This is a genomic window from Muriicola sp. SD30 (genome assembly GCF_041205185.1).
Lineage (GTDB): Bacteria > Bacteroidota > Bacteroidia > Flavobacteriales > Flavobacteriaceae > Muriicola.
In genome coordinates, this window is the sequence record NZ_JBGEWB010000001.1 from 119,227 (window position 1) to 134,071 (window position 14,845).

General features: G+C 41.4%; 10 protein-coding genes and 1 tRNA gene. 4 read left to right on the top strand and 7 right to left on the bottom strand.

From position 1 onward, the window contains the following. Positions 1–357: 357 nt before the first annotated feature. The 7 genes from AB8P51_RS00490 to AB8P51_RS00520 all read right to left on the bottom strand — a co-directional run bounded on the left by AB8P51_RS00490 (position 358) and on the right by AB8P51_RS00520 (position 11,309). Positions 358–3,108 carry a hypothetical protein gene (locus tag AB8P51_RS00490; RefSeq protein ID WP_369746809.1) on the bottom strand — a complete coding sequence of 917 codons (2,751 nt, stop codon included), beginning with the start codon at positions 3,106–3,108 and terminating at the stop codon, positions 358–360. A gap of 71 nt (positions 3,109–3,179) precedes the next feature. Next, complete coding sequence (locus AB8P51_RS00495; RefSeq protein ID WP_369746810.1) at positions 3,180–4,418, bottom strand: site-specific integrase; 1,239 nt, start codon at positions 4,416–4,418, stop codon at positions 3,180–3,182. 241 nt (positions 4,419–4,659) lie between these two features. Continuing rightward, positions 4,660–4,733: transfer RNA gene (locus AB8P51_RS00500), tRNA-Asp, on the bottom strand. A gap of 173 nt (positions 4,734–4,906) precedes the next feature. Further along, positions 4,907–5,836 (bottom strand): DUF58 domain-containing protein, encoded by a 930-nt coding sequence (locus AB8P51_RS00505; protein ID WP_369746811.1) that lies wholly within the window; start codon positions 5,834–5,836, stop codon positions 4,907–4,909. A gap of 78 nt (positions 5,837–5,914) precedes the next feature. Then, positions 5,915–6,232, bottom strand: a complete 318-nt coding sequence (gene trxA, locus AB8P51_RS00510) for a thioredoxin (RefSeq protein ID WP_369746812.1) — start codon at positions 6,230–6,232, stop codon at positions 5,915–5,917. A 98-nt stretch (positions 6,233–6,330) separates the two neighbouring features. Beyond that, on the bottom strand, positions 6,331–10,713 hold the full coding sequence (gene dnaE, locus AB8P51_RS00515; RefSeq protein WP_369746813.1) for a DNA polymerase III subunit alpha: 4,383 nt from the start codon (positions 10,711–10,713) through the stop codon (positions 6,331–6,333). A 140-nt stretch (positions 10,714–10,853) separates the two neighbouring features. Further along, positions 10,854–11,309: a PA2169 family four-helix-bundle protein gene (locus tag AB8P51_RS00520; RefSeq protein ID WP_369746814.1), complete on the bottom strand. Its 456-nt coding sequence runs from the start codon at positions 11,307–11,309 to the stop codon at positions 10,854–10,856. A 280-nt stretch (positions 11,310–11,589) separates the two neighbouring features. Between AB8P51_RS00520 and AB8P51_RS00525 the strand changes: the two genes are divergently transcribed. The 4 genes from AB8P51_RS00525 (at position 11,590) to AB8P51_RS00540 (ending at position 14,802) form a co-directional block, all read left to right on the top strand. Then, positions 11,590–12,270, top strand: coding sequence for a 30S ribosomal protein S16 (locus AB8P51_RS00525; RefSeq protein ID WP_369746815.1), 681 nt, complete (start codon positions 11,590–11,592; stop codon positions 12,268–12,270). A 14-nt stretch (positions 12,271–12,284) separates the two neighbouring features. Continuing rightward, complete coding sequence (rimM, locus tag AB8P51_RS00530; RefSeq protein WP_369747677.1) at positions 12,285–12,815, top strand: ribosome maturation factor RimM; 531 nt, start codon at positions 12,285–12,287, stop codon at positions 12,813–12,815. Between the two features lie 34 nt (positions 12,816–12,849). Beyond that, positions 12,850–13,563: a tRNA1(Val) (adenine(37)-N6)-methyltransferase gene (locus AB8P51_RS00535; RefSeq protein WP_369746816.1), complete on the top strand. Its 714-nt coding sequence runs from the start codon at positions 12,850–12,852 to the stop codon at positions 13,561–13,563. 135 nt (positions 13,564–13,698) lie between these two features. Next, entirely contained in the window at positions 13,699–14,802 is a 1,104-nt protein-coding gene (locus AB8P51_RS00540; RefSeq protein WP_369746817.1) for an SRPBCC family protein, read from the top strand. The last annotated feature ends 43 nt before the right edge of the window (positions 14,803–14,845 follow it).

Sequence of the window (14,845 nt, forward strand, 5' to 3'; positions counted from 1 at the left end):
TAATTAAGTATTCATAACACCGCGCAGCGTGTTATCCTCTTGCTTCTCATTCATTCTTTTGCGGAGCAAAACAATTCTGAGAACATATTGCATTTTTTTTAAAAAGCAGGTTGCGCCCTATCAGATTTTTTCTAAACGCTTATCTACCGGAACACTAAAAAAATCAAACAGGAACCAAGCGCAAAAGTTAGGGGTAAGAATTTGGGACTTACCTCCTTATATTGACTTTAGAAAGTATTCTATGTCGTTTTAAACCTTTGTTTTCTACAAACCTAAAAATATCCATTTAATTCGCTGAGGTATGTTGTCCAGAAGCAAGTGCTACAAAACCAAAACTCTTTGGTAAGTTTGATCTGGTTAGGGACTATCAACTTCATAAAACAGTTCCGAATACCCTACTTTACCATTTGAAGTAATTCCCTCACAAATAAGCACCATTTTCCCGGTAAGATCACTATTGAAGAAAGTTGCCTTTGCTTGACCTCTTCTATCAGTAACAATATTCGGCTCCCAATACAGAAGTGTGCGCCTGTCTGGAATACTCCAATCTATTTTTGAGGGTTCATGATATTCGGGAACATAATATTCACGTATTGGAGAATATTGGGGGGCCATATCGGTAACAAGATTCGTTCTTCTAGTTTTGGGGAAAGCACCATACAGACCCTTTCCCGAATAAGTATAAATAGCAAGTATAGCGGGAAAAGCAGGAGGAGGACATATTGGCGCACAATCAAAAACTTTATTGTGATAAGTATTGGCTGTGTATGTATTTCGGATAATCTCGACACTCTTAACAGCACTTACCGGAATATTTCCAATTAGCCTGTAGTCTTCCGAATGTACAGGAATACCGTCTATAACCACATAAGTCCATTCGGCACCATGAACATAGGCGATTTGAAATCCCGCTGCATTACCCACCCGTTGAACACGTATCGAGTTTGGGTAATTGAAAAGCAACCATCTATACAGGCCTCTGGTCCAATTCCTTTGTTTATTTATCAACTCAGCATTGTCAATGACAACATCAGGTATCCCATGTAACTCTACCATTTCAGCACGCTCTGGTGTAACTCTATAATCGCTCACTTCAACTTCATTTAGGGCTATGGTATTTGGTAATAGAAAAGGATCTAACCTGATATCCTCTTCTATTTTTTGAATCATTTTCTTTTCGATGATACTATCTACTGGGACAATGATTTTTTCCAATTCATAGGCTATTTCAGGGACTTCGTACTCTATGATATTAACCTTTAAGTCACCCCTTTTGTTGCTTGCATCCGAGGGCTGTATCACAAACTTTTTATCTGGGCCATAGCTATCGCCCAACACAAACCTAAAATACCCCGTACTGTCAGTCTCTTGGGTGTAAGCTTCCATGGGTTCACCCATTAGGAGCAGATCTAGCTCATATCTGTTGTTCTTTGGTCCATGCCTTTTTCTTACTTTTTCAATGTCATCAACAGTACCGTTTATTTCCAAACCTTTTTCAGCACTTAATAGTCTTGGCTTTTTCTTCTCTTTGTATTTATAATTGGTCCAGCCTTGAGTCAGCATTAAATAATCCAGTTCGGCCAAGTTTTTGTTATTTTCAAAATAGTACGATGGGTTTTCGACCGTTCCCTTTATATCGGATTGCAATAAAAAATAGGAGACAATAGTGCTCCTATCCGGATTGGTGCTATAGAAATAACTGGAATCAACAGCCATAACAGAGACCAATGCCGGTACGGACTTGCCATTAAGCCTAGTCGATAAGAAAACTTGAATGCTGTCCCGTACAGAATAGCGATCCTTATCCGTTTCTATTGTTAATTCGAGGTTTTCCTCTTTTGGTTTATTAAAAAAATGACGCTCCACCACAGGTCTAAAATTTTTATCGAAAACTGTAAGTCCAATGACGCCATGGGGCAGATCTTTAGGCTGAATTCTATGTGAAAACATCCCATCTCTAAATCTCGCTTTAATAAAGAAAAGGTTCTTTCCCCTATGGAACAGTTTGATAAACAAACTATCCCTATTCTTTTCTTTATTCCAAATTCTTAATTCCTTATCCGATCCTTTGTCGATTAAACTTAAAACCTGACCCCTCTTTTTTGCTTTTGGCAATTCATACTTAAAGGTATTGCCGCTTTTTGTAGTCAAAACTCCATAATAAGTTTGATCTGCTTCCGGTGTCAGGATCACCTTCCCCATCCCCAAAGCATTGCTTTTAAAATCAGCTACTTTAGTATTGTTCATATCTTCTATCGTTCCCTGGATTTCTGCGCCCTTTCCCCTATAATCCAAATACTTGAATCCAATCACACTTTGTATACCCTCTACCAAAGAACCTCCCTCAGGAAAAAACTGCAATGAACCGTATTCATCATCTAGGACTATCGATTTTGTGAATACCTCATTTTTAGTCTGTAACCGATAACTAATTACTGGTACGTTTATTGGAATCCTATGTTGCACATTGATACTGGGTTTCTTTTTTGTTGGTTTTACTAGAATAGAGTCTTTGCCACCTTTCCACTGCATATATAACATAGCGTCATCAGTATCAAGACTGTCCAATTCCTTTACAGTAATGGTAGACGATAAAGAAAAAGTACTAGAAGTGAGGTCTTTTGTAAAGGTTATATCTTGAATAGGATTGGGTTTGCTCTCAACATTTTGAAGTGGATATATACTTATGGGTATCGAGCTAATAAAATCTGAGCTAAAATTTTTGTTCCATTCTGTATATGCCCTAATAATATATTTTCCTTCTCTATAACTTGAATGCAATTGAAAAAATCCATTTGAGACACCATCACTTATCTTTAGAAGATTTTTGTCAACTATCCGGCTGTCTAATGGATCAATTAATTCTACATGAAGTACCCTACTTTTTGTTGTAGGCGTATGATTAAGTACATGTGTTACTATGGCTTTGAACCAAATGGTTTCCGATGAATTAAACGTGGTTCCAGAAAGTTGTAAGTATATTTTTTCAGCATCTGTAGCGTTTGCAACCACTTCCGCTTCCTTTTGCAAAGGGTTTTGTGCACGACCATTTTGTGCAAACAAAAAGACATAAATAATAGCGACAGTGTAAATGAAGGTCTTAGTCATGAATACCGCAAGTCTTATCTAAAGATAAAAATTTGGGTTTATTGGGACACATTCTGTTTTCAATGGTGTTTTCATCTTTGGAAAAAGGTAACCTCTTTTGTTTTAATCTTGTCTTTTAATCGGTCCATTTCTTCTGCTATTTTACTATCCAATACCTTAGCATAGATTTGAGTGGTTTTTAAGGAGCGATGCCCCAACATTTTACTTACAGTAGAAATAGACACTCCATTAGATAGTGTAACAGTGGTGGCAAATGTATGCCTGGCCAAATGTGTGGTGAGATTTTTGTTGATGCCACATACATCGGCAATCTCCTTTAGGTAGGCATTCGATTTTTGATTGGTCAGCACGGGTAAAACACCTTTCCCATCCAAGACAAAGGGGTGTTCCTTATACTTAAGGATAATCTCCTCAGCAGGAGGAAGCAATGGGATACTACTCATGGCCTTCGTTTTCTTTCTTGGCATCTTAATCCATCTATCCCCATTGACCCCAATTATAAGGTGCTCTTGTTTTAATTGCTTTACGTCCGAGTAGGCCAAACCGGTATAACAGCAGAAAACAAAAATATCCCGGACTAAATCCAGACGTGGTAAAAAGGATTTCTTCTCTTTGAGGATATCCAGTTCAGTTTGGGTCAAATATTGCTTTTCCTTTGTTTTCCATGACGCTTTCCAGTGAAAGAACGGATCTTTAGTAATCCATTCATTGGCCAGGGCAATCCGCATAATCTTTTTGAAGTTTACCACATATTTAATGGCCGTGTTATGTTCGCAGTTTCGTTGTGACTTTAAGAAGAATTCCAGTCCCGTAATGAACTTATGGTCTACCCTACGAACGGGAATATCGTTTCTGTGATAGTTTTGTTGGATGTAAGCTGAAACATGCTTGTAGGCAGCCTTATAACGTTGCAAGGTCCCTTTAGTGAATCCCTTACCTATCAGTTTTTCGATTTCATCATTATGCTCTTGGAAGATTTCGAGAATCATATACTCATTACCCGCTTTCCCTAGATAGATATTCTTGATGATACTGGCTGAAATATCCTCTTTTTCTTTCAGAAGTGTATCGTAAATGTCGTAAAGTCTGTTTCTGACGTTGTCCAAAAATCGATTGAAATTCGAAACTTCCGCAGTAGTCCCTCTCAGCTTTCCACCCCGGGATTCCCATCTTTGTTCATCAACTCGACGCCCCAGACTAAATTCGGCTCGTTTGCCATTTATGGTAATACGAGCATAGAGCATGACCATTCCGTCATCATTTCTTTCTGATTTTTTCGGGTAAAAAAGGATATTCATTCTGCCATACATAGGTGCGGGTTTTAAATCCTCACCAGAAGGTACGAAAAACAAATGTTAAAATTTCTCTGTAAAGTTTTCTTTAACAGTCAATTACAGCGATTTAGGTGCGGGTTTTTTGAGGTGTAAAATACGCACCGAATTCCGCACTTTTTATATGGTTTTAAATGGTATTTTTTGGTACCAAATAAAATGAAAAAGCCTGTAAATCATTGATTTACAGGCTTTATGCTGAAATTTAATAAATTTCCAGCGGTCTGGACGGGACTCGAACCCGCGACCCCCTGCGTGACAGGCAGGTATTCTAACCAACTGAACTACCAGACCAATGATTTTATCCCGACTTAAGCGAAACTCTGACGACAGTCAGATTCAAATCTTGCTACAACTGCTTTAAAAAAGCGAGTTTGTTCAACCCTGCACCTAAGTGGTGCGTAGGCGGATGCAAATATACGTTGCTTCTTTAATTACACAAACAATTTTTTTAAAATAAAAATGGCCTATCCAAATGCCTGCCTTTCAATCATAAAAGTATTCAGGACTTTGGAAAATTGCTCCCTGATATCCACCGGGACATACTTGATCTTATACTTGGCACAGGTAAGTTTTAATTCATCCATAAAGGCATGGACCTCTTTTTCATAGGCCTCTTTTATCGTATCGGCAAAAAGATCAACATGAACCCCTGTTTCTACGTCCTTAAATCGCTTTGGTGTATTATCAAAATTAAAGGATAATTCGGTTTCCATATCCAGTAGATGAAATACAACCACCTCGTGTTTATTGTATTTCAGATGCCGGAGTGCATCAAATAACTGCTCATCCTCTGCTTCGGTCTGGAACATATCGGTAAACAAAAATACCAGGCTACGTCGCTTTAATTTTTCTGCGATCTGGTGTAAATAGGTATAGGTTTTTGTTCCTCCTCCTTTTTTCCCACTCTCACCTACTTCGTTTAATCGGGCCAGCAACATCTGATGATGTCGTTCACTACCTTTTTCCGGCGAATAATGAGAGTAGACATCAGAATAAATACTCAGGCCCACGGCGTCGCGCTGCTTTTTCAGGATGTTCATCAGGGCAGCAATGGCCAGGACACCAAATCCTATTTTGTTGAGGTTGTTTAGATTCAGCTCTTTTACTTCCGGATAGTACATAGAAGCCGAGTTGTCGAGGATCATATGGCATCTGAGGTTAGTTTCCTCCTCATATCTCTTGGTGTAAAGCTTATCTGTCTTACCGTATAACTTCCAGTCGATATGCTTGGTGCTCTCCCCGGTATTGTAAATTTTATGCTCTGCAAATTCCGCTGAAAATCCGTGAAACGGACTTTTGTGTATCCCACTTATAAATCCTTCCACTACCTGTTTGGCAAGCAATTCCAGGTTTTGAAATAGTCCGCTTTGTTCCAGATGTTGTTGCAGATCCATTGTCCGAAGATACGGATATGAGAACAAAAAAAGCCCGGATTTTCATCCGGGCCTTTCGTATATATGGTTAAAAAAATCTTATAATGCAGCATCTATAGCATCGGTGTACACCTTTTTAGGCGATACCCCTACTTGTCTGCTCACAATCTCACCGTTTTTAAAAACAAGTACAGTTGGAATATTTCTGACACCAAATTTAGCAGCGTATTCCTGATTGCTGTCTACATCCACTTTTCCAACAACGGCCTTACCGTCGTATTCATTACTGACTTCGTCAATGATAGGTCCTACCATTCTGCAGGGTCCGCACCAGGCCGCCCAGAAGTCGACCACTACAGGCTTATCACTTTTTAAAACTACTTCGTCAAAAGTAGCATCTGTTATTTCTAATGCCATTTGATTTTAATTTTGATTATGCAAAGTTAGACAAATATTTTCCTAAATCCTTACGCCGGAAAGATACGTTTTGCCTATGATACCATTATCGCAGGCTATCAATTTAACTTGTAATGGACTTCCTTGTCTTTGAGGGTTGCCAGAAGTTCGCTGCTGATTTGTACTTTTTGTTTTCTGCTGGAGAGGGTTACTTTGATCTCTTCCTGCATCTCATATACTGTAAATTGAAGTGGGTGTTTTCCCTTGTGCGATCTCAAAGTGTCTTTCAAATCGAGAATTTTTTCTTCCTTCAGCTGGTCAATATCTAGCTTAATGGTGAGTTTTCTGGCGTAATTCTCCATGACTTCCTGCAGAAGCATAAATTGATTGAATTGCATCCTGGGACCTCCCTTTTTTCCGGTTTCCCGATTTACCCATCCTTCCCTTACAAATACTTTGATAAAGACAAAGGAATTGATCATCAGAAAATGCCTGAATTTAAGATATTCCTCCCCAAAAATCCTGAATTCGAATGAATCGGTATAGTCCTCAAGGGTGAAAAGTGCCCATCCCTTTCCATTACGGGAAACCCGGTGCTGTACGTCGGTGATCACTCCCGCAAAACTCAGTTCCCTGTTGATCTGATCTTCGAGATTATGGAAGAAGGAAACATTGGCATTGGCAAAGGCAGTTATCTCGGCATTGAAATCGTCAAGAGGATGCCCTGAGATATAAATGCCTACCACTTCTTTTTCTTTTCTTAACTTTTCCATGGTTCCCCATTCCACACAGGGGGGAACTACGGGCTCGGGTATCTGAACCTCACTGGCTTCACCGAACAGACTTACCTGAGCAGAATTTTCATTTTCCTGAAATTTTGCGCCATAGCGGATCACCTTCTCCAGGAAGGTTACTCCCTCGCCTTCCAGATGAAAGTATTGTGCCCGGTGGGTATCTCCAAAGGAATCGAATCCACCTGCCAGAGCAAGATTCTCAAAAGCCTTTTTATTTGCCGCCCTGAGGTCAATTCTTTTGGCCAGATCGAAAACCGATTTAAACGGACCATTGGCCTTTCGTTCTTCTACTATGGTTTTAACGGCAGACTGACCAACACCTTTTATCGCTCCCATCCCAAATCTAACGGCTCCTTCCTGATTGACCGCAAATTTGTAGTAAGATTCATTAACATCAGGACCCAAAACCTCCAGCCCCATTCGCTTACATTCTTCCATAAAGAAGGTCACCTGCTTGATGTCGTTCATATTGTTAGACAATACGGCTGCCATATATTCAGCTGGGTAGTGGGCCTTCAGGTACGCCGTCTGATAAGCGATATAGGCATAGCAGGTAGAATGACTCTTATTAAAGGCATAGGAGGCGAAGGCTTCCCAGTCTTTCCATATTTTTTCAAGGACTTCTCTCGGATGGCCATTTTTTTCTCCTCCGTCGAGAAATTGAGGCTTAAGTTTTTGCAGCAGGGCAAATATCTTTTTCCCCATCGCCTTTCTCAGAATATCGGCCTCACCTTTTGAAAAACCAGCGAGTTTCTGAGAGAGAAGCATCACCTGTTCCTGGTATACTGTGATTCCGTAAGTGTCTTTCAGATATTCTTCCATTTCAGGAAGGTCATAGGTGATCTCTTCCTGCCCGTGCTTACGCGCGATAAAACTTGGAATGTATTCCATAGGCCCGGGCCTGTAAAGGGCATTCATGGCGATTAGATCGTCGAAAACAGAAGGTTTGAGTTCTTTCAGGTGTTTCTGCATTCCCGGGGATTCATATTGGAAGATCCCAACCGTATCCCCTCTTTGGAAAAGCTCGTAGGTCTTTTCATCGTCTAAGGGGAAATCATCCGGAACCAGGTCTATACCGTGTTTGGCTTTTACAATCTTAACAGTATCCTTTATTAATGTCAGGGTCTTGAGTCCGAGGAAGTCCATTTTCAGCAGCCCTGCGCTTTCCACCACCGAGTTATCGAACTGAGTGACATAGAGGTCAGAATCCTTAGCGGTCGCTACAGGAACGAAATTGGTGATATCATCCGGGGTGATGATCACTCCACAGGCATGGATCCCGGTATTTCTTAGGGAACCTTCCAGGACCCTGGCCATGTTTACCGTTTGTGCCTCCAGGTCATCCCCTTCAGAGATGTTCAGGAGTTGATGAACATTATCAAGGTCATCCGACCTGAATTTCTTACGAAGCTCTTCCTCAGGAACTTCAAAGATTTTCCCGAGTTTCCCCATGGTTGGAATTAGCTTGGCGATCCGGTCTGCATCGGGGAGGGGCAGGTCTAACACTCTCGCCGTATCCCGTATGGAGGATTTTGCCGCCATGGTACCGTAGGTGATAATCTGCGCCACCTGATTGGCTCCGTATTTTTGGATGACATAATCCATAACTTTTCCCCTGCCTTCATCGTCAAAATCAATATCGATATCGGGCATGGAAACCCTGTCGGGGTTGAGGAAACGCTCAAAAAGGAGATTGTATTTCAGGGGATCAATATTGGTGATCTTAAGGCAGTAAGCTACAACCGACCCTGCAGCAGATCCTCTGCCGGGACCTACGGAAACTCCCATATTACGGGCCTCCCTAATAAAATCTTCCACGATAAGGAAGTATCCAGGATAACCTGAATTCTCTATGGTCTTAAGTTCAAAGTCGATCCGCTCCTCAATCTCCGGAGTTATTTCTTTATATCGCTCCCTGGCCCCTTCGTATGTGATATGTTTCAAATAGGCATTTTCACCTCGTTTTCCGCCATCAGATTCATCTTCTTCAACTCTGAACCCCTGTGGAATTCCAAATTGCGGTAACAATACTTCCCGGGCCAGATCGAAGGGTTCAATTTTAGAAACTACCTCCTGAACATTCAGGATGGCTTCGGGAATATCTTTGAAGAGTGCCTTCATCTCTTCTGAGGATTTGAAGTAATACTCTTGGTTGGGCAGGCCGTATCGGTAACCCCTTCCCCGGCCGATGGGCGTAGCCTGTTTTTCCCCATCTTTCACACAAAGCAGGATATCATGAGCTTCGGCATCCTCTTTTTTACAGTAATAGGTATTGTTTGTTGCTACTACTTTTATTCCCATTTTACGGGCCATTGACACTAAGACCGGGTTGGCCCTGTTTTCGTCTTCCTGCTCGTGGCGCATCAGTTCCACATAGAGATCGTCCCCGAACATGGATTGCCACCAAAGCAGGGCTTCTTCAGCTTGTTTCTCCCCTGTATTCAGGATTTTTGATGCGATTTCACCGTAGAGATTTCCCGTTAAGACAATGAGATCATCCTTGAATTGTTCAACAATTTTTCGATCGATCCTGGGGACGTAATAGAATCCATCCGTATAGGCCAGGGAAGCCATTTTAGCCAGGTTGTGGTATCCATTTTTATTCTTGGCCAGAAAAACCATCTGGAAACCATAGTCTTTCTGATTCTTGTTGAGGTGATCTTCACATACGAAAAATTCGCAGCCCAAAATGGGCAGAATAGGCTGCTCGTCAAATTCTTCCCCAGCTTCCTCTGCCTTCTCTTTTCGGGTTTTTATTCCTGCATTGTGAGCTTTTACTTCCTTCACAAAATGAAAGGCACCCATCATATTGGCATGGTCAGTTAGGGCTACCGCCGGCATTTTATGCTTTGCGGTGATGGCTACAAGATCCTTGATCTTAATAGTTGATTGGAGAACCGAAAATTGAGAATGGTTGTGAAGGTGTACAAAGGGAACATCTTCAAGGCTTTCCAGGTTAGCTTTGATCTCCTCCCGCGAAATCTCAGGTTCACTTACTTCTTCTTCAGACTGAAGGGCCGCAGAAGCCTCCTTTAAATTTCGATGCTTAAGTCCGAGGAGTTGTATTTTATCAGGGTTTACTTCAGTAAATCGCGAAAAATAATCGGCCTCTACTTGAAGTTCCTGCGCAGAGAAGGATTTGCTGCGAATGAGTTCAAAGAAACACCTGCTGGTAGCCTCCACATCGGCTGCAGCATTATGGGCCTCGGAAAATGGTTCCTGAAATAGATGTTCGTGTAATTCTGTGAGGGTGGGGAGCTTAAATTTCCCCCCTCTGCCTCCCGGGATCTGGCAAAGCTGAGCCGTGTCCTCCGTACAGGTATCGAGCACGGGCAGGTTTAAAAGCGCAGTTTCAACACCAGCTCTGTGGTATTCTGCCCCTGTAATATTAATATCAAAACCTACATTCTGCCCGACAAGAAAACGCGTCTTACCCAGGGCGGTATTGAATAACTCCAGTGCTTCCGAGAGAGGAATACCCTCTTTTTCTGCCAATAGAGTAGAAATCCCATGTATCTGTTCTGCATCATAAGGGATGTCAAAACCTTCCGGTTTAATCAGATAGTCGTGTTGCTCCAGAAGATTGCCCATTTCATCGTGGAGTTGCCAGGCGAGTTGCACACATCTTGGCCAGTTGTCCACATCTGTAACTGGTGCATTCCAGCGTTTGGGTAATCCGGTGGTTTCGGTATCAAAAATTAAATACATAGGGGTGTTTTAAATGCAGAAAACTAAGGGGTTAAAAATATGGATTTAAGAATGCTTAAAAAAACCTTCTTTTTAGGAGTTATTAACCAATAAAAAAATCCGGCCCATGCCGGATTTTGTTTTTATGATATTACAGTTTTCTAGGAGACTACTTCTTCATACATTCTGGAGGTCTCCAGTGCTTTTTCAATTGCGTCCCGCTGTTTGCTCAGAAGATCACGAGTGGAGTTGGGCAAGATCCATTCTTTGTTTTCCAGCAAGTCTTTGTAAGCACTGAGGATCTTTTTTTCTCCTCGTTCTACTTCATCCAGCAATTTCTCGGTCTCATTGGAGCTTACTGTTGATATGAATTTCATCCATGCTCGGTGGAAATCTCCTTTAATACTTCCGCTGTCTTCCGGGAGATTGCCATAAGTGAGGATTTCGGATTTGAGTTCTTGCCCGAAGTTAAACCTCTGGTTGGCTTTGTCTTCCAGGAAACTTTTTACGGCCGGATTTTCGACTTTCTCAGCGGCAAGGGAGTATCCCCGTTTTGCATCATATGTAAGAATTAATAAATCGTTTAGCTTATTTGAAATTTTTTCTGAATACTTCATTAATCAATCTTCATTTTTAATTATTCCGTTGTTGACTCTCAACAACTGTATATAAGATACAAGAAAATCTTGCTTATCCAAGTAAATACGGGACTTTATAAGGCTTTTAACGATTTTTCATAAGAAGTGTTAAATGCTCATTCGGTATAATATTCAGGTAAAAAGTAGTTTGAGAATAATTGTGGAATTAATCATAAAGTGTATATTTGCACGCTCTTTCTAAACAGGGGAGAGTAGAATTAATAACCGAGGGTCGGGTACCCTACAAAATTAATGTGATATGCCAGTTAGAATCAGACTTCAAAGACACGGAAAAAAAGGTAAGCCATTTTATTGGATCGTAGCTGCCGATGGCCGTGCAAAAAGAGATGGAAAATTCCTTGAAAAATTAGGGATCTACAATCCGAACACCAATCCTGCGACTATCGAAGTAAATGTTGACGACTCAGTAAAATGGTTGTTTAACGGAGCACAGCCTTCAGATACGGCAAGACGTATTTTATCATATAAAGGAGTTCTTTTAAAGCACCACCTTATGGCCGGTGTTCGCAAGGGAGCCCTTACCGAAGAAGAAGCTGAAAAGAAATTCCAGGCCTGGTTGGAGGAAAAATCCAAAGCAGTAGCCAAGAAAGAGGAAAACCTCAGTAAGGCTCAGCAGGAAGCAAGGAAAAAAGCACTGGAAGCAGAAAGAGAAGTTTCTGAAAAAAGAGCACAGGCGGCTGCAGAAGCAGAATTACCTGAAACTCCGGAAGCAGTTTCTGCTGAAGAGGAAGTGGAAGCTCTTGAAACTGCTCCCGCTCCAGAGGAATCTGTAGCACAGGAAACCGAAGCAGAAGCAGCTCCTGAAGCCAAAGCAGAAGAAGCAGCTCCTGAAGTCAAAACAGAAGAAGCAGCTCCAGAGGCTAAGGCCGAAGAAGCCCCTGCAAAAGAAGATCCTAAACCCGCTGCAGATAAGGAATAATGGGACATCGATCGATGCGGAAGGAAGAATGCTTCTACCTGGGCAAGATCGTTTCTAAATACAGCTTTAAAGGGGAGGTGCTCATAAAACTAGACACCGATGAACCTGAATTATACGATAATCTGGAATCAGTACTTATTTCCCTGGGAAATAGTCTGGTTCCTTTTTTTATTGAAAAGAGTCAGCTTCACAGATCCAACCTACTACGGGTAAGATTTGAAGAGGTTAATGATGAACCTGATGCTGACCGTATCCTGGGGTCTGAAATCTACCTTCCGCTTGAACTTCTCCCAAAATTAAGCGGGAAGAAATTTTATTACCACGAAGTCATTGGTTTTACTTTGATAGATAAGAACTACGGCAATATTGGGACCCTGGTTTCGATAAATGACGCTGCCTCTCAGGCATTGTTTGTGGCCGAAAAAGAGGGCAAACAGCTCCTGATCCCTATTAATGACGATATAATAACAAGTATTGATCGGGAAGAAAAGACCATTTTCGTTGAAACCCCGGAAGGTCTGGTTTCCCTTTATTTAAATGATTAGGGGATAGCCCATAATTAAAACAGACCAGCAAGCTTTGAACAAGCCGTTTCGATTTAAGCAATTTGAGGTCCATCAGGATCGATGTGCGATGAAAATAGGAACAGATGGGGTGCTCCTGGGAGCCTGGACACCTATTGTGCATAGGCCAATAAATATTCTTGACATAGGTGCTGGAACGGGCCTGATCGCCCTGATGCTCGCACAACGCAGTAATGCAGAATCTATCGACGCCATCGAAATTGAGGAGGCAGCTTATGAACAATGCGTAGAAAATTTTGAAGCTTCACCCTGGGCAGACCGATTGTTTTGTTACCATGCGGGTTTAGACGAAATGGTTGAAGAGATGGAAGAAACTTATGAGCTGATTGTATCTAACCCACCCTTTCATGTAGAAGGGGTCTCAAGTGGAGATAAATCGCGTGACTTAGCCAGACAAAACGACTCCCTCCCTTTTGATGAGCTGCTATGCAGCGTAGATAAGCTTCTGTCACCCGAGGGCACTTTTTCCACTATTGTTCCCTTTCAGCAGGAAGTAACTTTTATTGATTTGGCAAGGAAAGCCAACTTACATATTTTTAAAATTACCAGGGTAAAAGGAAATGCTCAATCGGAAATAAAAAGAAGCCTACTCGCATTCTCACGCAGTAGTCAAACCGTTATTGAAGATGAACTGGTCATCGAAAAAGAACGACATTTATATACTGAGTATTATCAAAATCTCTGTCGAGATTTTTATCTGAAGATGTAAGAGTTAGACTTTTAGCTTCAATTTTAAACTGCTTCCACCCCTACAACAAGGCTTTACATTCTCATTATAAACTCCCATAGCGCAGGTTTATCAAAAAGAAATCCATATTTTTAAAATGGACTAACTGTACTCTGCGTGGCTTCAAAATTCTATATCGATCCGGATATTTCCAGAGCAAAAACCTTGCCTTCCTCTTTTTACGGCGACCCTGAAACATTTGAAGCACTAAAACAGAAAGTATTCTATGGTTCCTGGCAGTGGGTTGGGGACATCCTGGATCTGGAGAAAGAAGGATCTGTTTCTCCCTTTATACTCCTCCCGGAATTCCTCAGCGAACCGATGGTCCTTTCCAGGGATAAGAATAGAAAGGTTAATTGCCTGAGTAATGTATGCACGCACAGGGGAAATATCGTTGTTGAAGAAGCAGGGCAACAAAGGAAATTAACTTGCCGCTATCACGGAAGGAGGTTTGGTCTCGATGGGAAGTTTGAATTTATGCCGGAGTTTAATGAGGCACGTAATTTTCCCGGAAGTTGTGATAATTTGCACGCATTTCCTTTGAAAAAATGGGGTTCATTTTTCTTTGCCGGATTAAGTCCGGTTTTCGACTTTCAGAAGGTGATTGATTTTATGGACCAGCGGATAGGGTTTTTACCCCTTGACGATTTTACCAGATCAAAGGAACTCGATAAGGATTACGAGATCAAGGCACACTGGGCTTTATATTGCGACAACTATCTGGAAGGATTTCATATCCCTTTTGTCCACAATGATCTGAACGAAGTATTAGATTACGGTAATTATGAAACGGTTTTATCAGATTATTGCAATCTTCAAATCGGTTACGCAGAAGGGACTGATGAGGTATTTAAGCTTCCTGAGGATCATATCGATTATGGGAAAGATGTCGCAGCCTACTATTTCTGGGTGTTTCCCAACATGATGTTCAATTTTTATCCCTGGGGGGTTTCTGTTAATCTAGTCCAGCCCTTATCGATTTCCCAAACGAAAGTTTCCTTTATCACCTATGTATATGATGCTTCCAAATTGAATAAAGGTGCAGGGTCCGGTCTCGACAAGGTTGAGATGGAAGACGAAGCAGTGGTAGAAAGCGTGAATAAGGGAATCCGATCTCATTATTACAAGGCCGGAAGATTTTCCCCCACCCGTGAAAGAGGAGTGCACCATTTTCATTCTTTGCTTGCGAGGTTCCTGAACGGGGAAGTTGAACATTCCTAAATGAATCTTGCTAATATCTATTTCCATCCATTGGTTTGTTATG